This is a genomic window from Pseudomonas putida (genome assembly GCF_050989985.1).
GTDB classification, from domain to species: domain Bacteria; phylum Pseudomonadota; class Gammaproteobacteria; order Pseudomonadales; family Pseudomonadaceae; genus Aquipseudomonas; species Aquipseudomonas putida_AI.
In genome coordinates this window covers 3,742,499-3,764,011 of record NZ_CP158815.1, presented here as the reverse complement: position 1 = coordinate 3,764,011, position 21,513 = coordinate 3,742,499, and the positions used below count along the sequence as shown (strand labels likewise).

Below are 21,513 nucleotides of genomic sequence, written 5' to 3'. Positions count from 1 at the left end.
TGCTCCTCTTTCAGGTTATTGCGCAGTTTCCGGAACCAGGAAGGCGGCTTCCAGTAACTGCTGTGTATACGGATGTTGGGGGGCGGCAAAAATGCTTTGCGCGTCTCCCTGTTCGACCACTTGGCCATGCTTGACCACCATCAGCTGGTGGCTCAGCGCCTTGACCACAGCCAGGTCATGGCTGATAAACAGGTACGTCAGGTTGTACTTGGTTTGCAGTGAACGCAAAAGCTCCACCACTTGGCGTTGTACGGTGCGGTCCAGGGCCGAAGTCGGCTCGTCCAGCAAAATCAACGCCGGTTTTAGCACTAATGCTCGGGCAATGGCGATTCTCTGCCGTTGCCCGCCGGAAAATTCGTGGGGGTAGCGGTTCCGGGTTTCCGGATCCAGACCTACCTCCTTGAGTGCCGCAATAATCGCCTGTTCCTGCTCGGCCTCGGTGCCGATCCCGTGAATCCGCAAGCCTTCGCCAACGATCTGGCTCACGCACATCCGTGGACTCAGGCTGCCGAACGGGTCCTGAAACACCACCTGCATCTCCCGACGCAGCGGCCTGACCTGTTGTTGCGTCAGGCAGTCTAGCTGTTTGCCTTCAAAACGGATGGCGCCCTTGCTGGCGATCAACCGCAGGATCGCCAGACCCAGGGTCGACTTGCCGGAACCGCTTTCGCCCACGATCCCCAGGGTCTGGCCCTGGGGCAGGTTGAAGTTGATGCCGTCCACCGCCTTGACGTAATCCACCGTGCGCTTGAGCAGCCCTTTCTTGATCGGAAACCAGACTTTCAGGTCCTCGACCGTCAGCAACGGCGGGCCGATTTCATTGGTCGCCGGCGTCCCGCTGGGCTCCGCTGCCAGCAGGATCCGCGTGTACGGATGCTGCGGCGCACGAAACAATTCTTCACACGATGCCTGTTCGACGATGCAACCGCGCTGCATGACACATACGCGATGCGCAATTCTTCGCACCAGGTTCAAATCGTGGCTGATCAACAGCAAGGCCATGCCCAGGCGGGCCTGTAATTCCTTGAGCAATTCGAGGATTTTCAGCTGGACGGTCACGTCCAGCGCGGTGGTTGGCTCATCGGCGATCAGCAATTCCGGCTCGTTGGCCAGCGCCATGGCGATCATCACCCGTTGACGCTGGCCGCCGGACAGCTCGTGGGGCAGGGCCTTGAGGCGTTTTTCCGGCTCCGGGATGCCGACCATTTCCAGCAATTCCAGCGTGCGCTTGGTCGCAACCTTGCCGACCAGACCTTTGTGGATGCCCAGCACCTCGTTGATCTGCTTCTCGATCGAGTGCAGCGGATTGAGCGAGGTCATCGGCTCCTGGAAGATCATCGCGATCCGGTTGCCGCGGATGTGGCGGATGGTTTTCTCTTTCAGGTCCAGCAGGTTCTGCCCGGAATACTCGATGGTGCCGGACGGGTGCCGGGCGAGCGGGTAGGGCAGCAGGCGCAGGATCGAGTGCGCGGTCACCGATTTGCCGGAACCGGATTCACCCACCAGCGCCAGGGTTTCGCCGCGCTTGATGTCGAAGCTGACATTTTCGACCACCCGCTGGCTGTGGGCGCCGACGACAAACTCGACGGCGAGGTCGCGCACTTCGATCAGATTGTCCTGATTCATTTCACTTCCTCGGGTCGAAGGCATCGCGAGCGGACTCGCCGATGAATACCAGCAGGCTCAACATCAGTGCCAGCACGGCAAACGCGCTCATGCCCAGCCACGGTGCCTGCAGGTTGGATTTGCCCTGGGCCACCAGCTCACCCAGCGACGGGCTGCCCGCCGGCAGGCCGAAGCCGAGGAAGTCCAGGGCGGTCAGGGTGCCGATGGCGCCGGTCAGGATGAAGGGCATGAAGGTCATGGTCGAGACCATGGCGTTGGGCAGGATGTGGCGGAACATGATCGCGCCATTCTGCATGCCCAGCGCCCGGGCCGCACGCACGTATTCAAGGTTGCGGCCACGCAGGAACTCTGCGCGGACCACATCCACCAGGCTCATCCAGGAAAACAGCAGCATGATCCCCAGCAGCCACCAGAAGTTCGGCTGCACGAAGCTGGCGAGGATGATCAGCAGGTACAGCACCGGCAACCCCGACCAGATCTCCAGGAAGCGCTGCCCGGCGAGATCGACCCAGCCGCCATAGAAGCCCTGCAAGGCACCGGCAATCACGCCGATGATCGAGCTGAGCAGGGTCAGGGTCAGGGCGAACAGCACCGACACGCGGAAGCCGTAGATCACCCGGGCCAGTACGTCGCGGCCCTGGTCGTCGGTGCCCAGCAGGTTATCCGCCGACGGCGGCGCGGGGGCCGGGACCCGCAGGTCGTAGTTGATGCTCTGGTAGCTGAAGGGAATCGGCGCCCACAGCACCCAGGCATCCTTGGCCTTGAGCAGTTCGCGGATGTAGGGGCTCTTGTAGTTGGCTTCCAGCGGGAATTCGCCGCCGAAGGTGGTTTCCGGATAGCGCTTGAGCGCGGGGAAGTACCAGCCGTTGTCGTAGTGCACCACCAGCGGTTTGTCGTTGGCGATCAACTCGGCGCCAAGGCTGGCGCCGAACAGAATCAGAAACAGCCACAGCGACCACCAGCCGCGCTTGTTGGCCTTGAACAGTTCGAAGCGGCGGCGATTGAGAGGGGACAGGTTCATCTCAATGCTCCCGGCTTTCGAAGTCGATACGCGGATCGACGAAGGTGTAGGTGAGGTCGCCGATCAGTTTCACCACCAGCCCGAGCAGGGTGAAGATGAACAGCGTGCCGAAGACCACCGGGTAATCGCGGTTGATCGCGGCTTCGAAACTCATCAGGCCGAGGCCGTCGAGGGAGAAAATCACTTCCACCAGCAACGAGCCGGTGAAGAAGATGCCGATGAAGGCCGACGGGAAACCGGCGATCACCAACAGCATGGCGTTGCGGAACACGTGGCCGTAGAGCACGCGGTTTTTGGTCAGGCCCTTGGCCTTGGCGGTGACCACGTACTGCTTGTTGATCTCATCGAGGAAGCTGTTTTTGGTCAGCAGGGTCATGGTCGCGAAGTTGCCGATCACCAGGGCGGTTACCGGCAATGCCAGGTGCCAGAAGTAGTCGAGCACTTTGCCGCCCAGGCTCAGCTCATCGAAGTTGTTCGAAGTCAGTCCTCGTAGCGGAAACCAGTCCAGATAGCTGCCGCCGGCAAACACCACGATCAGCAGGATGGCGAACAGGAACGCCGGGATCGCATAGCCAACGATGATCGCCGAACTGGTCCAGACGTCGAAGTGGCTGCCATGTCGCGTGGCCTTGGCGATCCCCAGGGGAATCGACACCAGGTACATGATCAGGGTGCTCCACAGCCCGAGGGAAATCGATACCGGCATCTTTTCCTTGATCAGGTCGATGACCTTGGCGTCGCGGAAAAAGCTGTCGCCGAACTCCAGCGACGCGTAGTTCTTGACCATGATCCACAAGCGTTCCGGCGCCGATTTGTCGAAGCCGTACATGTGTTCGATTTCCTTGATCAGCGCCGGGTCCAGGCCCTGGGCGCCGCGATAGGCGGAACCGGCCACCGACACTTCCGCGCCACCGCCGGCGATGCGGCTGGTGGCGCCTTCAAAGCCTTCTAGCTTGGCGATCATCTGCTCCACCGGCCCGCCGGGCGCGGCCTGGATGATCACGAAGTTGATCAGCAAAATGCCGAACAGGGTCGGAATGATCAGCAGCAGTCGCCGAAAAATATACGCCAGCATCTGATTACTCCGTGCCCGCAGGGTCGGCTTGCAATTTGGTTTCGATCTCTATCGCCGGCTTGGCGTCGGGTTTGACCCACCAGGTAGCCGTGCCGATATCGTATTTGGGCGAGACCTTCGGATGGCCGATGTGGTTCCAGTAGGCCACGCGCCAGGTTTTGATGTGCCAGTTGGGGATCACGTAATAACCCCATTGCAGCACGCGGTCCAGTGCGCGTGCGTGGGCCACCAGGCTTTTGCGCGAATCGGCGTTGATCAGTTGCTCGACCAACTGGTCCACCACCGGGTCCTTGAGGCCCATGGAGTTGCGGCTGCCCGGCTTGTCGGCGGCCGCGGTCATCCAGAACTCGCGCTGTTCGTTACCCGGCGAATTGGATTGCGGAAAGCTGCCGACGATCATGTCGAAGTCCCGCGAACGCACGCGGTTTACGTACTGCGAGACGTCGACCCGGCGGATGACCAGGTCGATCCCCAGGTCGCTCAGGTTACGCTTGAACGGCAACAGCACCCGCTCGAATTCGGTCTGCGCCAGGAGGAATTCGATAACCACCGGTTTGCCGGTGGCGTCGACCATCTTGTCATCGACGATGCGCCAACCGGCCTCTTGCAGCAGTTGATAGGCCTTGCGTTGCTGGGTGCGGATCATGCCGCTGCCGTCGGTGGTCGGATTCTCGAAGGCTTCGCTGAACACCTCTGGTGGCAGTTTGCTGCGGAAGGGGTCGAGGATCGCCAGCTGGTCGGCGTCCGGCAGGCCGGTGGCGGCCATTTCCGAATTCTCGAAATAGCTGCGGGTGCGGGCGTAGGCGCTGTTGAACAGCTGCTTGTTGGTCCATTCGAAGTCCAGCAACAGGGTCAGCGCCTGGCGCACGCGCACGTCCTGGAACACCGGGCGACGCAGGTTGAACACGAAGCCCTGCATGCCGGTAGGGTTGCCGTTGGGGATCTGTTCCTTGATCAGCCGGCCTTCGGTGACGGCCGGAATGTTGTAGGCGTTGGCCCAGTTTTTCGCGGTCATCTCCAGCCAGTAATCGAACTGCCCGGCCTTGAGGCCTTCCAGGGCCACGGTGTTGTCGCGGTAGTAATCGGTGAGCATGACATCGAAGTTGTAGAAACCACGATTGACCGCCAGGTCCTTGCCCCAATAGTCCTTGACCCGCTCATAGCGCACCGAGCGCCCGGCCTTGACCTCGCTGACCTTGTACGGTCCGCTGCCCAGCGGTACTTCGAGGTTGCCCTTGTTGAAATCGCGGGTCGCCCACCAGTGCTTGGGCAATACCGGCAGCTGGCCGAGAATCAGCGGCAGTTCGCGGTTGTTGCTGTGCTTGAACTTGAACAGCACCGTCAACGGATCTTCGGCGACCACGTCTTCGACGTCGTTGTAGTAGCCGCGGTACATCGGCGCGCCATCCTTGATCAGGGTCTGGAAGCTGAATACGACGTCTTCGGCGCGTACCGGATGGCCGTCATGGAAGCGTGCTTCGGGCCGCAGATAGAAGCGCACCCAGTCGTTGTTCGGGGCTTTTTCGATCTTGCTGGCGATCAGGCCGTATTCGGTGAAAGGCTCATCCAGGCTTTGCTTGGCCAGGGTGTCGTAGATCAGGTCGATATCGTTGGCCGACACGCCCTTGCTGATGAACGGGTTGAGGCTGTCGAAACCGCCGAAGCCGGCCTGGCGGAAGATCCCGCCCTTGGGCGCGTCCGGGTTGACGTAATCGAAATGCTTGAAGTCCGCCGGGTACTTCGGCGGCTCGTTGTACAGGGTCAGGGCATGTTGCGGCGCGGCACAGGCCCACCCTGCGAACAACAGGGCGCTGGCCTGCAACAGCAGGGCGCTGATGGGTTTCATCGATCTTTCTCCGAAGATTTCAGCCACCACGCGCTCAGCCCCAGGGTGTAGGGCGGCGTGGTGACAAAGGCCAACCGGTTGCGGTAAGCCAGGCGGTGATAATTGAGGTACCAGTTGGGAATGATGTAGTGCTGCCACAGCAACACCCGGTCCAGCGCCTTGCCGGCGGCCACTTGCTCGTCACGTGTCTTGGCTGCCAGCAGTTGATCGAGCAGTTGATCGACCACCGGGTTGGCGATGCCTGCGTAGTTCTTGCTGCCTTTGACAGAGGCCTGGCTGGAATGAAAGTACTGCCACTGCTCCAGGCCGGGGCTGAGGGTCTGGTTGAGGGTCATCAGGATCATGTCGAAATCGAACTGGTCGAGGCGCTGTTTGTACTGGGCGCGATCCACCGTGCGCAGCCGTGCATCGATGCCGATGCTGGCGAGGTTCTCGACATAGGGCTGAAGGATGCGTTCCAGGTTTGGATTGACCAGCAGGATCTCCGCTCGCAACGGTTGCCCGGCTGCATTCTGCAGGCGCTGGCCGTTGAGCTTCCAGCCGGCCTCGGCCAGCAGGCCAAGGGCCTTGCGCAGGGTTTCCCGGGGAATGCCGCGACCCTGGGTCTGCGGCAGGCTGAACGGCTCGGTGAACAACCTGGCGGGCAACTGCTCGCGCCAGGGCTTGAGCAGCAGCCATTCGTGGCCGACCGGCAGGCCGGTGGCGGAGAATTCGCTGTTGGGGTAATAGCTCATGGCGCGTTTGTAGGCGCCGCTGAACAGGGTGCGGTTGGTCCACTCGAAGTCGAACATCAAACCCAGCGCTTCACGCACTTTGGGCTCGGCGAACGTCGGGCGCCGGCTGTTCATGAACAGGCCCTGACTCTGGGTCGGGATCTGGTGCGGAATCTGGGCCTTGATCACATCGCCTCGGCGTATTGCCGGGAAGTTGTAGCCGGTGTCCCAATTCTTCGCCTGATGCTCGATATAGATGTCGAACTCGCCGGCCTTGAAAGCTTCGAACGCCACATCGCTGTCGCGGTAGAACTCGACTTCCATGCGATCGAAGTTGTACTTGCCGCGATTGACCGCCAGGTCCTTGCCCCAGTAGTCCTTGACCCGCTCGAACACGATCTGCCGGCCCGGCGTAACCGAGGTGATCCGGTACGGCCCGCTGCCCAGTGGAGGTTCGAAGGTTGTGGCCTTGAAATCGCGTCCTTTCCAGTAATGTTGAGGCAACACTGGCAACTCGCCCAGACGCAGGATCAGCAGGGGGTTGCCGGAACGCTTGAACACGAAGCGAATGCGCTGCGGATTGAGAATATCCACCCGCTGTACTTCCTGCAGGTTGGTGCGGTACTGCGGATGACCTTCCTTGAGCAGCAGGCGGTAGGAGAACGCCACGTCGTAGGCGGTGATCGGCGTGCCATCGTGAAAGCGTGCTTCGGGGCGCAGGTTGAACACCACCCAACTGCGGTCCTCGCTGTACTCCACCGATTGGGCGATCAGGCCATAGCTGGAGGTCGGTTCATCGCCGGACGGCGCGTACTGGCCGGTGCCGACCATCAGTGGTTCGTTGAGCTCGTTGATGCCGTATTGCAGGAAGTTCGGCGTGGTGACCGGGCTGGTGCCCTTGAAGGTGTAGGGATTGAGCGTATCGAAGGTGCCAAACGCCATGACCCGCAACGTGCCGCCCTTGGGCGCTTGCGGGTTGACCCAGTCGAAGTGGGTAAATCTGGCCGGGTACTTGAGCACGCCGAACTGCGCATAACCATGGCTTTCGCTGATCGTCGCGCTTGCGGTGGAGCTCAAGGCCAGGCTGATCAGGAGCGAGAGGAGGGCACGCTTCAAGTAAGGAATCCGATCCAGGCGGCTTGGGCTTTGTGGGCCGTACAGTAACAGCTTGTATGGACAGGAAAAAGACGCGCCCGGAAAGCAGCATCGGGGCATAAAAAAAGATCGCAGCTTGCTGCGATCTTTCTGGCACTACCTCGATTTTTAATGCGGGTTCGAAACCGTCAGCATCTGGCCAGGCTTGAGCGCCTGACCGACACGTGGATTCCAGCGCTTGAGGTGTTGCATTTCAACGTTGAAACGCTTGGCCACGATGTACAACGAGTCACCTTGCTGGACCTTGTACTTGGCCTGTGGTTTTTTGGCTTCGCCTTTGGTTTTGGCGTTGGCCGCGACCACGGTGTTGATGCGCCCGGAGCTGCGTTTGCTGGTGTCTTGCAGGACCAGTGTCTGGCCGGGCTTGATGTTCTTTCCGCTCAGCTTGTTCCAGCGCTGCAAGTCCTTGATGTCGACGTCGTTGGCCTTGGCAATGGAGCCGAGGCTGTCGCCGCGCTTGACCCGGTAATTGCGTTTGACGCTTGCCACCTGGGTGTCGTCGGCACCGTCGAACACCGGTTTGAGCGACTTCTTGCTGATCAGCTCTTCAGGACGCATGGTCTGCAGGCTGGTGGTCAGCAGTTGCGCCTTGGACGTCGGCACCAGCAGATGCTGGGGGCCGTCGATGGTGGTGCGTTGCTTGAAGGCCGGGTTGAGCTGGAACAGTTCGTCTTCGTCGATGTTGGCTACAGCGGCAACCTTGGACAGGTCCATGCGCTGGTTGATTTCGACGACCTTGAAGTACGGTTCGTTGGCGATCGGATTGAGGTTCACGCCATAGGCTTCCGGCGCCAGCACCACTTGCGACAGTGCCAGCAGCTTCGGCACATAGGCCTGGGTCTCGGCAGGCAGCGGCAGGTTCCAGTAGTCGGTAGGCAGCCCCAGCCTTTCATTGCGCTCGATGGCGCGGCTGACGGTGCCTTCACCGGCGTTGTAGGCGGCCAGGGCCAGCAGCCAGTCACCGTTGAACATGTCGTGAAGGCGGGTCAGGTAGTCCATCGCGGCGGTGGTCGATGCGGTGATATCGCGACGGCCATCATAGAAGCGGGTCTGACGCAGGTTGAAGTAACGCCCGGTGGAGGGAATGAATTGCCATAGGCCAACTGCATCGGCCCTGGAATAGGCCATTGGGTTGTAGGCACTTTCAATCACTGGCAGCAGGGCCAGTTCCAGCGGCATGTTGCGCTCTTCGAGGCGTTCGACGATGTAATGAATGTAGAGGCTGCCGCGTTCGCCGGCGTTTTCGAGGAAAGATGGATTGCTGGCGAACCACAGGCGTTGCTGCTCGATGCGCGGGTTGACGCCCAGGCCGTCCTGCAGCTGGAAGCCCTGGCGCATGCGCTCCCAGACGTCCTGCGGAATCTGCGGGCTCGGCTTTTCGCTGAGCCATACGGGCTTCTGCTTGGCACGCGCGGCAATATTCGGAGTGTGTGTCGCGTCGGTTTGCGGCACATGGCTGGAACAGCCCGCCAGCGTCGCGGACACAGCCACCGCTATGGCTTGCGCCAGGCGGGTTAACGCGTCCGAACTGATGGCATTTCGAATGGATGACGACATTGGCTGAACGTGAGTTCCGGGCAAAAATGTCGGGCGATTCTAGAAAGCGCACCCCCCGCGGTCAACCATTCACGGTTTTCGTACCATCGTACAAGCTGTTCAGAACTTGTCTTTCCACGCTCTGAGCGTCGCAAAAACCATATCGGGCGCAGAGTTATCGGTGCCGGTCCGTTCGTCCGCTTTTTCTTTAACGGATGTTTCGGAGGTACGTAAAAACGGATTTGTGCGCTTCTCCAGGGCGATCGTCGACGGCAGCGTGATGACCCCGGCTTCCCGCTGGCGGGTAACCTTGGCCAGGCGTTCGAGGGTGTCGGGATTGCCCGGTTCGACTGCGGCGGCGAAACGCAAATTGCTCAGGGTGTATTCGTGGGTGCAGAACACCTGCGTGTCTTCCGGCAGCGCCGCGAGGCGGGACAACGAGGCGTGCATTTGCTGCGGCGTGCCCTCGAACAGGCGGCCGCAACCGGCGGCGAACAGGGTGTCGCCACAAAACAGCAGGCCTTGGTGATAATAGGCAATGTGCCCCAGAGTATGACCGGGCACGGCGATGATCTCGAAGTCATGGCCCAGCACCTGGATGCGATCGTTATCCTTGAGCGCGATGTCCCGTCCCGGAATGTTTTCGCTGGCCGGACCATAGACTTTCGCGTCCGTCGCTTTCTTGAGCAGTTCGACGCCGCCGACATGGTCATGATGGTGGTGAGTGATCAGAATATTGCTGAGCACCCACCCCGGATTTTCCGAGAGCCAGTTCTGTACCGGCGCGGCATCGCCCGGGTCGACCACTGCGCAATGCCGGGTGCTGTGGTCTTGCAGCAACCAAATGTAGTTGTCGGTAAAGGCGGGCAGGGCACTGATCTGTATCATCGTCGGATTCGCCAAGCGGAAAACAAAGGCGCATCTTAGAACTTCCTGACGCGTTGGAGAATGCAATGACCGATAAAGCGTTCGCTCAGGCCGATCCTGACTGGCTGGCATTGATCAGCGCGGCGCGAGAGTGGCTGTCCGGCCCGCTCGGACAGTTTTTGCTGGATGAAGAGCGGCGCATGCTCGAAGAGGAGCTGGGGCGTTTCTTCGGTGGCTACCTGGTGCATTACGGTCCGTCGGCCCAGACTCCGCCGTCGGCGCCGCAGGTCCAGCGCAATGTGCGTCTGGGCGCGCCCTTGCCGGGCGTCGAGATCGTCTGCGAAGAGCAGGCCTGGCCGTTGAGCGAGCATGCCGCCGATGTCGTGGTGTTGCAGCACGGGCTGGATTTCTGCCTGTCGCCCCACGGCTTGTTGCGTGAGGCCGCGAGCAGTGTGCGGCCCGGCGGGCATCTGCTGATCATCGGCATCAACCCCTGGAGCAGTTGGGGCCTGCGTCATGTGTTTGCTCATGATGCATTGCGCAAAGCCCGCTGCATCTCGCCGTCGCGGGTGGCCGACTGGCTGAACCTGCTGGGCTTCGCGCTGGAGAAACGCCGCTTCGGGTGCTATCGTCCGCCGCTTGCCTCACCTGCCTGGCAGACCCGTCTGGCCGGTTGGGAGCGCATGGCCGGCAATTGGCAGCTGTCCGGTGGCGGCTTCTATTTATTGGTTGCGCGCAAGATCGTGGTAGGCCTGCGGCCGGTCCGCCAGGAACGTCGCGAGCCGATGGGCAAGTTGATTCCCTTGCCGATGGCCAAGGTCAACCGCCGCCGCATCGAACCGTAATACCTTCTTTTATATTTTCGGCCGGGGCTGCCCCGGTCTTGGGCGTTGTCGATCAGCGATCGGCGAGCCACCGCGTTTTCTGGATGGATTGGCATGAGCGATAGCGTAGAACTGTTCACCGATGGCGCCTGCAAGGGCAATCCCGGCCCTGGCGGCTGGGGCGCATTGCTGGTGTACAAGGGCGTTGAAAAGGAGTTGTGGGGCGGTGAGGCCAATACCACCAACAATCGCATGGAGCTGATGGGCGCGATCCGCGGCCTGGAAGAACTCAAGCGGCCCTGCGACGTGCTGCTGGTGACCGACTCGCAGTACGTGATGAAAGGCATCAACGAGTGGATGGCCAACTGGAAAAAACGCGGCTGGAAAACCGCCGCGAAAGAGCCGGTGAAAAACGCCGACCTGTGGAAGATGCTCGACGAGCAGGTCAGCCGTCACAACGTCACCTGGAAGTGGGTGCGCGGGCACATCGGCCATCATGGCAATGAACGGGCCGACCAGTTGGCCAACCGTGGCGTGGATGAGGTTCGCGGCCTGGCTTGACCGCCGAGCGCACGGCCTACCTGAAAGACCCCGGCAGGCGTGCTAATATCGCCGCCTTTTGCACGATTGACCGATTGAGAGCTGAGCACTGATGGCCACCAGATCCGTTGTACTCGATACCGAAACCACCGGCATGCCGGTGACCGACGGCCACCGGATTATCGAAATCGGTTGTGTCGAGTTGATCGGTCGGCGCCTGACAGGCCGGCACTTTCACGTTTACCTGCAACCAGACCGCGAAAGTGATGAAGGCGCCATCGGCGTGCACGGCATCACCAACGAATTCCTGGTGGGCAAACCGCGTTTCGCCGAGGTGGCCGAAGAGTTCTTCGAGTTCATCAAGGGCGCGCAGCTGATCATCCATAACGCGGCGTTCGACGTTGGCTTCATCAACAACGAATTCGCCCTGATGGGCCAGCACGATCGCGCTGACATCACGCAACACTGTACGGTCCTCGATACCCTGCTGATGGCCCGGGAACGTCACCCGGGGCAGCGCAACAGCCTCGACGCCCTGTGCAAACGCTACGGCGTCGACAACTCCGGCCGTGAACTGCACGGCGCCTTGCTCGACTCCGAGATTCTCGCCGACGTTTACCTGACCATGACTGGCGGCCAGACCAGCCTGTCCCTGGCGGGTAACGCCTCCGACGGCAATGGTTCCGGTGAAGGTGCGGACAACTCGGCCACTGAAATCCGTCGCCTGCCGGCGGACCGCAAACCGGGGCGCATCATTCACGCCAGCGAGGATGACCTGGCGCAGCATGCGGCGCGGCTGGAAGTCATCAGCAAGTCGGCGGGGGCGCCGGCATTGTGGTTGCAATTGGCCGAGGCTGAAGCCCAGGCGTAGATTTCCCTGAAAAGAGATCGCAGCCTCGTGACCCTTTTCAGTGCAACGCGCTCGCCACATCCGCTTCAACCCTCTACCCTGAGGTCATTGGCAGGCTCTGGCCTGCCGCCTCAGGACACTGAGCCCCATGTATAAAGATCTGAAATTCCCGGTCCTGATCGTCCACCGCGACATCAAGGCCGACACTGTCGCCGGCGATCGTGTGCGGGGCATCGCCCGGGAGCTGGAGCAGGAAGGTTTCAGCATCGTCTCGGCGATGGATTACACCGAAGGACGCCTGGTCGCTTCGACTCATCACGGCTTGTCGTGCATGTTGATCGCGGCGGAAGACGCCAGCGCCCACTCCCATTTATTGCAGAACATGGCCGAGCTGATCGGATTGGCCCGCGTACGTGCACCGGATCTCCCGATCTTTGCCCTGGGCGAGCAAGTAACCCTGGAAAACGCGCCCGCCGACGCCATGGCCGAACTCAACCAACTGCGCGGCATCCTCTACCTGTTCGAAGACACCGTGCCCTTTCTCGCGCGCCAAGTGGCGCGGGCTGCCCGCAAGTATCTGGACGGGCTGCTGCCACCATTCTTCAAGGCGCTGGTACAGCACACCGCCGATTCCAACTATTCCTGGCATACCCCCGGTCATGGCGGCGGTGTGGCCTATCATAAAAGTCCGGTAGGGCAGGCCTTTCACCAGTTCTTCGGGGAAAACACCCTGCGTTCTGACCTGTCGGTTTCAGTGCCGGAACTCGGTTCACTGCTCGATCACACTGGGCCCCTGGCGGAAGCCGAGGCCAGGGCGGCGCGTAATTTCGGTGCCGATCACACCTTCTTTGTGATCAATGGCACGTCGACCGCGAACAAGATTGTATGGCACTCCATGGTGGCGCGTGATGACCTGGTGCTGGTGGATCGCAACTGCCACAAGTCAGTACTGCACTCGATCATCATGACCGGTGCCATCCCGTTGTACCTGTGCCCGGAACGCAATGAGCTGGGGATCATCGGTCCGATTCCGTTGAGCGAATTCAGCCCGCAATCGATCCAGGCCAAGATCGACGCCAGCCCACTGACCAAAGGTCGGGCGCCCAAGGTCAAGCTGGCGGTGGTGACCAACTCGACCTATGACGGCCTGTGCTACAACGCCGAGCTGATCAAGCAGCAACTGGGCAACAGTGTCGAGGTGCTGCACTTCGATGAGGCCTGGTACGCCTATGCGGCCTTCCATGAATTTTTCGCCGGGCGCTACGGCATGGGCACGTCCTGCAGCGAAGACAGCCCGCTGGTATTCACCACTCATTCCACCCACAAACTGTTGGCGGCCTTCAGTCAGGCCTCGATGATCCATGTGCAGGATGGTGGTGCCCGACAACTGGATCGGGATCGCTTCAATGAAGCGTTCATGATGCACATCTCCACTTCGCCGCAGTACGGCATCATTGCCTCGCTGGATGTGGCCTCGGCGATGATGGAAGGCGGCGCCGGGCGCTCGCTGTTGCAGGAAATGTTCGATGAGGCCCTGAGTTTCCGCCGCGCGCTGGCCAATCTGCGCCAGCACATTGCGGCTGACGACTGGTGGTTTTCCATTTGGCAGCCACCGTCCGCGGAGGGTATCGACCGGGTGGAGACCGCGGACTGGTTGCTGCAGCCCGGGCAGGACTGGCACGGCTTTGGCGACGTGACGGACGACTACGTATTGCTCGATCCGATCAAGGTCACCCTGGTCATGCCGGGCCTTAATGCTGGCGGTGCCCTCAGCGAGCGCGGGATTCCCGCGGCCGTGGTCAGCAAGTTCCTCTGGGAGCGCGGACTGGTGGTGGAAAAGACCGGCCTGTATTCGTTCCTGGTGCTGTTCTCCATGGGCATCACCAAGGGTAAATGGAGCACGTTGCTCACCGAATTGCTGGAGTTCAAGCGCAGTTACGATGCCAACATCAGCCTGGCAACTTGCCTGCCGTGTGTGGCGCAACAGAATGTTGCGCGCTACCAGGGCATGGGTCTGCGCGACCTGTGCGATCAACTGCATGCCTGCTATCGCAGCAATGCCACGGCAAAGCATCTCAAGCGCATGTACACGGTGCTGCCGGAAGTCGCCATGAAACCGGCCGATGCCTATGATCATCTGGTGCGTGGCGATGTCGAAGCGGTGTCGATCGATGCTTTGGACGGGCGTATTGCCGCCGTGATGCTGGTGCCTTATCCGCCGGGGATTCCGTTGATCATGCCTGGCGAACGCTTTACCGCAGCGACTCGCTCGATCATCGACTACCTGGCGTTTGCCCGCACGTTCGATAGCAATTTTCCGGGGTTCGTTGCCGATGTGCACGGATTGCAACATGAAGACGAGGGCAATGGGCGGCAATACACCGTCGATTGCATCAAGGAATGAGGACGTTACCCAGTATGCAACCGCATATGAATCCGCATCACCCGGGGTTGTCGGTGCGCGTTGCCGACGATGGCTTTGCCGCCTACATCTGGGGCAGTGACTTCAGTTTTGAAGTGGCTGCCTACGGAACACCCCAAATTGGCGAATCGGTGGAGCAGTGGTTGGTGACCCCGATCACGCCCTACCGTAAATGCTATGGCATCGACCCTGAAGAGTTCAGCAGTTTTCGCGATGCTGCCGACAGTGCCATTTTCATGGCCTGGCTGGACGATGAGCCGGTAGGGCATCTGGTAATCAGCACCAACTGGAACGGATTTGCCCATATCGACGAGCTGGCGGTGCATGCGCCGGCGCGACGCCATGGCGTGGCAAAGGCGCTGCTGGATGTGGCGCAGTTCTGGAGTCGCAAGAAGAAACTGCCAGGCATCATGCTGGAAACCCAGAACAACAACCTGGGCGCGTGCCGTTTGTACGAGCGGTGCGGCTATGTGATGGGGGGGATCGACCATATGCGCTATCGGGGCATCGACCCCAATACCGCCGAGGTGGCGCTGTTCTGGTATCGCGTGTTCGATAATCCGCTGGAAAACCCGGTCAGTTCGCCATCATCGCCGCGGCTTGTTCCGTGATGATGTCCAGCAAGGTCTGGACGGCGGGCGAGGGCTCGCCGTTTTTCAGTGTCAGCGCATAAACGCTGATCGGCACCGCAGGGGACAGTGGACAGGCATCCAGCCCGGCGGCTTTGGCGCCGAGTGCCGTGAAAGGGTCGACGATGGCCAGGCCTTCCCCGGCCTCGACCATGCTGCGCATCATCTGATGGGTCTGGACTCGGGTCTGAACCACCGGGGCCGGGCGCAGGGCGTGCAGTTTGTGCTCAAGGGCCGGGCTCAACGGATCATGCCCTTCGAGGCCGACCATCGCTTGCCCCGCCAGCTCCTGCAGCGAAATGTATTTCTGTTTCGGCTGCAGCCAGCCATGGGGGGCGAGCAGTTGCAGCTTGCCCTGGGCGATGACCTGACACTGGATCTCGCTGCGATCCGGATCATGCAGGCTAAGGCCCAGGTCGCTTTCACGCAGCAACAGGCTTCTGACGATATCTCGGGTGGGTTGGCTCAGCAGGGTGCAAGGCGCATCAGGCAAGCGTCGGCGCAGGGCCGCGATGCTTTGTGGCAGCAGTTGTTGGGCCAGGGGCGGGGTGCAGATGATGCGCAAAGGGGGCGCCAGGTATTGCCGCAGGCTGCTGGCCAGGCGCTGTACCGGCTCAAGCGCGTCGTAGACATGGGCAATTGCAACTTGCAGCTCCCGCGCTTCGCGGGTGGCCTGCAAGCGTCCGCGAACGCTGGAAAACAACATGAAACCCAACTGATCCTCGGCCTCGCGCAAAATCCGTTCGACCTCGGTCACGGGCAACTGCAACCATTCGGCGGCGGTGCCCATATGACCGGTCTGCAAGAGCGCCTGGATCACTTCGATATGGCGTAAACGCATGCGTGAAGTCCATGTTCAGCAGGTGAGGAGTCAGTGCCTGAATCCTAACCCAAGTCCGTGCATATGACTTCTGATCATAACGCCAGATAGGTAGGAGCGAGCTTGCTCGCGAAAAACGCCTGGGCAGCGCGTTCTTTCAGGCAGCACGCGCCATCGTTGTCGTCCATCGCGAATAAGCTCGCTCCTACGGGGGCAGCAATCAGGAAGCGACGATCGATTCCGGCTCGCGAGTCAGGGTAACGCCGCTCTGAACCAGCTGGAATTCGTTGTCATCGAGCTTTTTGACGCGGTCGCCATGGGCCAGCTTGTACGTAGTGACCGGAGCGCCGTCCACCGAAAGTGCGGAATCCTGGAACTCATGCACCGAATAAATGCGGCCTTCTACGTCTCTTGCATGGAATTGACCGACGAGTACTGCTGCCATCTGCTTAAAACCTCTGGAGATAAAACGCTGGGATTGCGGCTTGTGTAGACCGCTACCGGGCACGGGAAGTTTTCCTGGGGTAAAAAAATATTCAGGACACAGATATACCTATGTTCACTGGTTGAATCGTCATCTGATCATCTATAACTACAGGCTCCTCCCACGGACAAGCGAGAGCCTCTCATGAGCAATGTCTATACCGTCGCCGTCGTCGTCGGCAGCCTGCGTGAAGCATCGATCAACCGCAAGGTCGCCCTCGCGCTGGCGGACTTGGCGCCGGCCAACCTGAAGCTGAAAATTGTCGAAATTCGCGATCTGCCGCTCTACAGCGAAGATATCGATGGTGCGACCCCGCCGGCAGCCTACAGCAGTTTCCGACAAGAAGTGCGCTCATCCGACGCAGTGCTGTTCGTCACCCCGGAATACAACCGTTCGATTCCGGCCCCGATGAAAAACGCCATTGACGTGGGCTCGCGCCCCTATGGCAAGGCGGTCTGGAGTGGCAAGCCGGGCGCGGTGATCAGTGTTTCGCCGGGCGCTGTAGGCGGGTTCGGTGCCAACCACCACCTGCGCCAGTGCATGGTTTTTCTCGATGTTCCGATGATGCAGCAACCGGAAGCCTATGTAAGCGGCGCCGGTTCCGCATTTGACGAGGCCGGCAAGCTGTCCGATTCGTTGCGCCCGTTCCTGCAAAAATTCATCGACAGCTACGGCAAGTGGGTCGAACAGCACAAGAAAGTCTGACAAACCGCTGTCCCGTAGGAGGGAGCTCGCTCACGAATAGCCCGAGTCAACGCGTTTAACCAGAAAGCTCGCGCAGTCGTTGACGACCATCGCGAGCAAGCTCGGCTCCTACACAAGGCGGCTACAGATCATCGTTTCCATTTCCGACAGCCATGCGGCGGTTTGCGCCGCCGACGGTTGCGCAGTGATGCAATACCGTCGGCCACCCCACGCCATGATCACCCAGGCATCAATGGTTGATTGCGAAGGGGGCGTGGGCAGGTCACCACAGGCGGCGAAGGCTTCGCGCCACTTTTGCGTGAGCTCTTCGAGCACCCGGTGGTGATGCTTGGGCTCGGCAATCTGGTGTTCGATGAATGACGCGGCATGATTGAGCAGGGGGTAGCGGGCATCATCGGGGTCGCAGGTCAGACGGATCAGGCGTTGGATTCGGGTTGGCCAGTCCAGCTCACTGGCCTGTACGACGGTTTCATCGATATCCCGTAGCAAGGCATCCAATTGATGTCGAATGTAGCCGGAGAGCAACGCCTCCTTGCTCGGGAAGTAATCGTAGAGGGTGCCGATCGCAACGCCGGCCTCCAGTGCCACTTCACGCGTGGTCAATCCCGGCCAGCCGTCTCGCTGCCAAATCCGAACAAACGCCTGGTAAATCGCCTCGACAGTGAAAATCGCCCGGGCCTGACTCGGCCGTTTCAACGGCTTTGCACGGGGATTGAGGGTGGGTAATTGGGCCTTGCTGTTTCCGAACCCGCGCTTCATCGGCTGCCCTTACTCTGTTGTTACCCGCCACGCTGTCGCAGCAGGAGACTGAAAAGATGCAAAGTTTGAGCACGGTAACACGGCTGATTACCCGTAAAAACGCCCTTGACCAGAGCCGCGTCGAGCAGCAACAACGCAGCCTGGTTGCGGCTGAAGGGGAGGTGATCTTGAAAATTGATCGTTGCGCACTGACGACCAATAACATCACTTACGCGGCCTACGGCAATTCCATGAACTATTGGGGATTCTTTCCTACGGGGCTGGAGCAATGGGGGCACGTACCGGCCTGGGGTTTTGCCGACGTCGTGGCTTCACAAGTGCCAGGTATCAAGGTCGGTGAGCGCTTCTACGGTTATTTTCCGATCGCCAGTCACCTTTGGATGCGCCCCGAGCGGGTCACTGAAAGAGGGTTCTACGACGCTGCCGAACATCGGCTTGGGTTGACCTCGGCCTACAACCAGTACACCCGTTGCAGTTGGGATGCGTACTACAGCCCTGACACTGAAAATCTGCAAATCCTTCTCAAACCTTTGTTCCTGACTTCCTCGATGCTCGCCGACTTTCTCCAGGACCAGCAGTTCTTCGGTGCGACCCGTCTGGTGTTCTCCAGCGCGTCGAGCAAAACCGCCTATGGCACCGCCGTGTGCCTGGACAATCATCCGGCTCTGGAGAGGGTGGCGCTGACGTCGGCGGGCAACAAAGCCTTTGTCGAGCAGTTGGGTTGTTACGAGCGCACGGTGTCCTATGAAGAACTGGCGGCTCTGCCGAATGATTGCCCGACGCTCTACGTGGATTTTTCCGGCGACCTGGATCTGCGGGACCGGGTACACCGGCATTTTGCCGGGCAATTGCTCTACAGCTGCTTCGCGGGATCCGCGCAGAGCACCGATGAGGCGCGACTGACGGCGATCGAAGGCCCGCAGCCGGTATTCTTTTTCGCGCCGATCCAGATTCGCAAGCGCAATACCGATTGGGGGCCGGAAGGGGTCAGCCGGCATATCGGCGAAGGCTTGCGCGAGTTTTACAAGAAGGTGACAGCGATTGAAAAGCCACTGCTGGAGGTGGTAGAAAGCCGGGGCTTTGAGGCGGCGCAGGATGTGATTGCCCGGCTGTTTCATGGGCAGGTCGCGCCATCGGAAGGGCATGTGATTCGGTTGTAACGAGTCAGTGTCGCGAGTTTCAGGGGCGGTCTGTCTTCAATTTCGCTCAATTGACCAGGTTGCCCCGGATGCTCATCGCGTCACTGATTTTTCTACTGACCATCACACTGGTGATCTGGCAACCCAAGGGCCTCGGTGTAGGCTGGAGTGCGGTTTTTGGCGCGGTGCTGGCGCTGCTGTTCGGCGTCGTGCACCTGAGCGACATTCCACTGGTGTGGCAGATCATCTGGAATGCCACGGGCACCTTTGTCGCGTTGATCATCATCAGCCTGTTGCTGGACGAGGCCGGGCTGTTCGCCTGGGCGGCACTGCATGTGGCTCGTTGGGGGCGCGGCAACGGGCGCAAGCTATTCGCTTGCATGGTGTTGCTCGGTGCCCTGGTTTCGGCGTTGTTCGCCAACGACGGCGCGGCGTTGATCCTCACGCCCATCGTGATTTCCATGCTTGTGGCCTTACGTTTCTCCAGGGCGGCAACCTTGGCGTTCGTCATGGGCGCTGGTTTCATCGCCGACACCGCGAGCCTGCCGCTGGTGGTGTCGAACCTCGTTAACATCGTATCAGCCGACTTCTTCAAGATCGGTTTCAACCGTTACGCAATGGTGATGATTCCGGTCAACCTGGTCAGCGTGGCCGCGACACTGGCTGTGCTGATGTGGTTTTTCCGGCGTGACATTCCCCAGGACTATGACCCGGAGCAACTGGAGCACCCGGCGTCCGCCATCCACGACAAGGCGACGTTTTACGCGGGTTGGGCGGTGCTGGTGATTCTGCTGCTCGGCTGTTTCGCACTGGAGCCGCTGGGTATACCGATCAGTGCGATATCGGCAGTCTGTGCCGCCCTGTTATTGGTCATCGCTGGCCGCGGCCACAAGATCTCCACGCGCAAAGTCATGAAAGGCGCACCCTGGCATATCGTGATTTTCTCGCTGGGCATGTACCTGGTGGTTTACGGCCTGCGTAACGCAGGGCTGACTGGCTATCTGGCGGGTTGGCTGAACGGCTTCGCTGAATATGGCGTGTGGGGCGCAGCCATGGGGACCGGGGTGCTGACGGCGCTGTTGTCATCGATCATGAACAATTTGCCGACGGTGCTGATCGGCTTGCTGTCCATTGATGCCAGTCAGGCGACGGGGGTGGTGAAGGAAGCGATGATCTACGCCAACGTCATCGGCAGCGATCTGGGCCCGAAAATCACTCCGATCGGCAGTCTGGCAACGCTGCTGTGGTTGCATGTGCTGGAGCGCAAAAGCATCCACATCGGTTGGGGGGCTTACTTCAAGGTCGGGATTGTGTTGACGGTTCCGGTGTTGTTGGTGACCTTGGCGGCGCTGGCAGTGCGGTTGTCCATTTAGACCGGGGCGACCCAATCGCGAGCAGGCTCGCTCCCACAAGGGGAGTGTTTTCCAATTGTGGGAGCGAGCCTGCTCGCGATAGCGGTACACCTTTCAATACGAAGCTCAACCTTGCCCCGGCACATCCGGCCAAAGATCCGCTACCAGGAACAGCCGCTCGGCTTCCTCCCAATCGCCATCGGCATTTTCCGTCAGCCGCACCAGCAATTGCGCGGGTGCCAAGGGCGACAATTCACTCAACCAGGCATCCAGCTGCTCAGTGCTCCAGGTGTGCTCCGCAGGGTAGTGCGCCGGTGCCAGCCAGGCGTGGCGGGGCAGGGGTTGCCAGCGCCCGGGCGGGCTTTGCCCGACAAATTCAGCCCAGTCTTTTTGATGCAACCAGCGACCACGCAAGTGCAGCGGGTGCGCGCCGGTCGGAGACTCCGCTCGCCCCGGCCATGGATAGAGCAGATAGCCCCCCAGCCATAAATGCGCGTCGAAATGCTGGATATCCAGGGCCGCCAGCATTTCACGGCTTTCCGGGCGTGCGGAAATCGGCAGTTGGTGCTGGCTCAAATGCTTGAGTTTGCGGTCCAACCGATCATGGCAGCCAGGGCCGAGCCACTGTGCGGTATCGCGGCCGTCGCCATTCTGAGGTCCCAGGTAAAGCTTGATCGCCAGTTCCAGGTGATGCACGCCGTCGCGATCACGCAGCAGCATGTCGAGCTCGCCCAGGGTGTGGCCTTCGCGGCGGATCGGCATGTTGGCGGCAATCAATTCGACACCGGGCGCATGTTCGACGGCAAATTGCCAGAGACGCTCGTAATACAGTCCCAGGCGTCGGGTTCGGGCTTGAGACAGCCAGTGCAACAGGCCGTAGCTGTCCTGGTCCAGCCGGCGCAGCCAGTGTTCCAGGCGATCCGGCGCCTGGACCCAGTCGCTGCCGGACAACGGATGGCGTTGCGGCCACGGCGCGTCGGCGAGCATCGGCGGCGCGAGGATGACCCACGCCAGGTCGCGCACTTCGGGGTGGCGCAACTGGTGGGGTAACTGCGACAACTCTGGAAATAGGATCATCTTGCGAGCATAGCCTCAAACAGGAGTACGTCCTTGTCGCTGAAAGGATTTTGTCTATCCACCGCTTTCGCCC

Annotated in this window: 19 protein-coding genes; 8 read left to right on the top strand and 11 right to left on the bottom strand. The window is 60.5% G+C overall.

From position 1 onward, the window contains the following. Positions 1–15: 15 nt before the first annotated feature. From ABTV29_RS17275 to gloB, 7 genes are all read right to left on the bottom strand, one after another. Entirely contained in the window at positions 16–1,626 is a 1,611-nt protein-coding gene (locus tag ABTV29_RS17275; RefSeq protein WP_433765735.1) for an ABC transporter ATP-binding protein, read from the bottom strand. 1 nt (position 1,627) lies between these two features. Further along, positions 1,628–2,647 (bottom strand): ABC transporter permease, encoded by a 1,020-nt coding sequence (locus ABTV29_RS17270; protein ID WP_175377332.1) that lies wholly within the window; start codon positions 2,645–2,647, stop codon positions 1,628–1,630. Position 2,648: 1 nt separating this feature from the next. Further along, on the bottom strand, positions 2,649–3,722 hold the full coding sequence (locus ABTV29_RS17265; RefSeq protein ID WP_433765733.1) for a microcin C ABC transporter permease YejB: 1,074 nt from the start codon (positions 3,720–3,722) through the stop codon (positions 2,649–2,651). Positions 3,723–3,726: 4 nt separating this feature from the next. Continuing rightward, the gene (locus ABTV29_RS17260) at positions 3,727–5,568 is read right to left on the bottom strand and encodes an extracellular solute-binding protein (RefSeq protein ID WP_433765731.1); all 1,842 of its coding nucleotides are present in this window, start codon (positions 5,566–5,568) and stop codon (positions 3,727–3,729) included. Continuing rightward, positions 5,565–7,373: an extracellular solute-binding protein gene (locus ABTV29_RS17255; RefSeq protein WP_433771914.1), complete on the bottom strand. Its 1,809-nt coding sequence runs from the start codon at positions 7,371–7,373 to the stop codon at positions 5,565–5,567. The genes ABTV29_RS17260 and ABTV29_RS17255 overlap by 4 nt, the downstream gene beginning before the upstream one ends. A 171-nt stretch (positions 7,374–7,544) precedes the next feature. Continuing rightward, a complete protein-coding gene (locus tag ABTV29_RS17250) occupies positions 7,545–8,993 on the bottom strand; it encodes a LysM peptidoglycan-binding domain-containing protein (RefSeq protein WP_433765729.1) in 1,449 nt (482 codons plus the stop codon). Between the two features lie 99 nt (positions 8,994–9,092). Beyond that, on the bottom strand, positions 9,093–9,860 hold the full coding sequence (gene gloB / locus ABTV29_RS17245) for a hydroxyacylglutathione hydrolase (protein WP_433765727.1): 768 nt from the start codon (positions 9,858–9,860) through the stop codon (positions 9,093–9,095). 65 nt (positions 9,861–9,925) lie between these two features. Between gloB and ABTV29_RS17240 the strand changes: the two genes are divergently transcribed. The 5 genes from ABTV29_RS17240 (at position 9,926) to ABTV29_RS17220 (ending at position 15,086) form a co-directional block, all read left to right on the top strand. After that, complete coding sequence (locus tag ABTV29_RS17240; RefSeq protein WP_110962572.1) at positions 9,926–10,684, top strand: methyltransferase domain-containing protein; 759 nt, start codon at positions 9,926–9,928, stop codon at positions 10,682–10,684. A 93-nt stretch (positions 10,685–10,777) separates the two neighbouring features. Next, positions 10,778–11,224: a ribonuclease HI gene (rnhA, locus tag ABTV29_RS17235; RefSeq protein ID WP_433765724.1), complete on the top strand. Its 447-nt coding sequence runs from the start codon at positions 10,778–10,780 to the stop codon at positions 11,222–11,224. Positions 11,225–11,315: 91 nt separating this feature from the next. Next, positions 11,316–12,074 carry a DNA polymerase III subunit epsilon gene (dnaQ, locus tag ABTV29_RS17230; RefSeq protein ID WP_433765722.1) on the top strand — a complete coding sequence of 253 codons (759 nt, stop codon included), beginning with the start codon at positions 11,316–11,318 and terminating at the stop codon, positions 12,072–12,074. 127 nt (positions 12,075–12,201) lie between these two features. Next, positions 12,202–14,457 carry an Orn/Lys/Arg decarboxylase N-terminal domain-containing protein gene (locus ABTV29_RS17225; RefSeq protein ID WP_433765720.1) on the top strand — a complete coding sequence of 752 codons (2,256 nt, stop codon included), beginning with the start codon at positions 12,202–12,204 and terminating at the stop codon, positions 14,455–14,457. 14 nt (positions 14,458–14,471) lie between these two features. Beyond that, complete coding sequence (locus ABTV29_RS17220; RefSeq protein WP_433765718.1) at positions 14,472–15,086, top strand: GNAT family N-acetyltransferase; 615 nt, start codon at positions 14,472–14,474, stop codon at positions 15,084–15,086. Here ABTV29_RS17220 and ABTV29_RS17215 read toward each other — a convergent pair. Beyond that, the gene (locus ABTV29_RS17215) at positions 15,052–15,945 is read right to left on the bottom strand and encodes a LysR substrate-binding domain-containing protein (RefSeq protein WP_433765717.1); all 894 of its coding nucleotides are present in this window, start codon (positions 15,943–15,945) and stop codon (positions 15,052–15,054) included. The genes ABTV29_RS17220 and ABTV29_RS17215 overlap by 35 nt on opposite strands. A gap of 199 nt (positions 15,946–16,144) precedes the next feature. Then, a complete protein-coding gene (locus ABTV29_RS17210) occupies positions 16,145–16,369 on the bottom strand; it encodes a hypothetical protein (protein ID WP_433765716.1) in 225 nt (74 codons plus the stop codon). Between the two features lie 183 nt (positions 16,370–16,552). Here ABTV29_RS17210 and ABTV29_RS17205 point away from each other — a divergent pair, with 183 nt between their 5' ends. After that, the gene (locus ABTV29_RS17205) at positions 16,553–17,113 is read left to right on the top strand and encodes an NADPH-dependent FMN reductase (protein ID WP_433765715.1); all 561 of its coding nucleotides are present in this window, start codon (positions 16,553–16,555) and stop codon (positions 17,111–17,113) included. A gap of 108 nt (positions 17,114–17,221) precedes the next feature. Here the strand turns inward: ABTV29_RS17205 and ABTV29_RS17200 are convergent, their stop codons facing one another. Continuing rightward, on the bottom strand, positions 17,222–17,872 hold the full coding sequence (locus tag ABTV29_RS17200; protein WP_433765713.1) for a TetR/AcrR family transcriptional regulator: 651 nt from the start codon (positions 17,870–17,872) through the stop codon (positions 17,222–17,224). Positions 17,873–17,928: 56 nt separating this feature from the next. Here ABTV29_RS17200 and ABTV29_RS17195 point away from each other — a divergent pair, with 56 nt between their 5' ends. Together ABTV29_RS17195 and ABTV29_RS17190 are read left to right on the top strand one after the other, a co-directional pair. Then, positions 17,929–19,032 (top strand): DUF2855 family protein, encoded by a 1,104-nt coding sequence (locus tag ABTV29_RS17195; protein ID WP_433765711.1) that lies wholly within the window; start codon positions 17,929–17,931, stop codon positions 19,030–19,032. 68 nt (positions 19,033–19,100) lie between these two features. Further along, on the top strand, positions 19,101–20,384 hold the full coding sequence (locus tag ABTV29_RS17190; protein ID WP_433765709.1) for an arsenic transporter: 1,284 nt from the start codon (positions 19,101–19,103) through the stop codon (positions 20,382–20,384). 105 nt (positions 20,385–20,489) lie between these two features. On the opposite strand, the gene ABTV29_RS17185 is transcribed toward ABTV29_RS17190, so the two are convergent. Next, positions 20,490–21,440: a DUF1853 family protein gene (locus ABTV29_RS17185; RefSeq protein ID WP_433765707.1), complete on the bottom strand. Its 951-nt coding sequence runs from the start codon at positions 21,438–21,440 to the stop codon at positions 20,490–20,492. Between the last annotated feature and the right edge of the window lie 73 nt (positions 21,441–21,513).

Coding starts and splice junctions, on each gene's coding strand:
- ABTV29_RS17210 (WP_433765716.1), bottom strand. CDS start 16,369: ATGGCAGCAGTACTCGTCGGTCAATTCCATGCAAGAGACGTAGAAGGC.
- ABTV29_RS17265 (WP_433765733.1), bottom strand. CDS start 3,722: ATGCTGGCGTATATTTTTCGGCGACTGCTGCTGATCATTCCGACCCTG.
- ABTV29_RS17275 (WP_433765735.1), bottom strand. CDS start 1,626: ATGAATCAGGACAATCTGATCGAAGTGCGCGACCTCGCCGTCGAGTTT.
- ABTV29_RS17200 (WP_433765713.1), bottom strand. CDS start 17,872: ATGAAGCGCGGGTTCGGAAACAGCAAGGCCCAATTACCCACCCTCAAT.
- ABTV29_RS17225 (WP_433765720.1), top strand. CDS start 12,202: ATGTATAAAGATCTGAAATTCCCGGTCCTGATCGTCCACCGCGACATC.
- rnhA (WP_433765724.1), top strand. CDS start 10,778: ATGAGCGATAGCGTAGAACTGTTCACCGATGGCGCCTGCAAGGGCAAT.
- dnaQ (WP_433765722.1), top strand. CDS start 11,316: ATGGCCACCAGATCCGTTGTACTCGATACCGAAACCACCGGCATGCCG.
- gloB (WP_433765727.1), bottom strand. CDS start 9,860: ATGATACAGATCAGTGCCCTGCCCGCCTTTACCGACAACTACATTTGG.
- ABTV29_RS17185 (WP_433765707.1), bottom strand. CDS start 21,440: ATGATCCTATTTCCAGAGTTGTCGCAGTTACCCCACCAGTTGCGCCAC.
- ABTV29_RS17195 (WP_433765711.1), top strand. CDS start 17,929: ATGCAAAGTTTGAGCACGGTAACACGGCTGATTACCCGTAAAAACGCC.
- ABTV29_RS17205 (WP_433765715.1), top strand. CDS start 16,553: ATGAGCAATGTCTATACCGTCGCCGTCGTCGTCGGCAGCCTGCGTGAA.
- ABTV29_RS17240 (WP_110962572.1), top strand. CDS start 9,926: ATGACCGATAAAGCGTTCGCTCAGGCCGATCCTGACTGGCTGGCATTG.
- ABTV29_RS17190 (WP_433765709.1), top strand. CDS start 19,101: ATGCTCATCGCGTCACTGATTTTTCTACTGACCATCACACTGGTGATC.
- ABTV29_RS17250 (WP_433765729.1), bottom strand. CDS start 8,993: ATGTCGTCATCCATTCGAAATGCCATCAGTTCGGACGCGTTAACCCGC.
- ABTV29_RS17215 (WP_433765717.1), bottom strand. CDS start 15,945: ATGCGTTTACGCCATATCGAAGTGATCCAGGCGCTCTTGCAGACCGGT.
- ABTV29_RS17220 (WP_433765718.1), top strand. CDS start 14,472: ATGCAACCGCATATGAATCCGCATCACCCGGGGTTGTCGGTGCGCGTT.
- ABTV29_RS17270 (WP_175377332.1), bottom strand. CDS start 2,647: ATGAACCTGTCCCCTCTCAATCGCCGCCGCTTCGAACTGTTCAAGGCC.
- ABTV29_RS17260 (WP_433765731.1), bottom strand. CDS start 5,568: ATGAAACCCATCAGCGCCCTGCTGTTGCAGGCCAGCGCCCTGTTGTTC.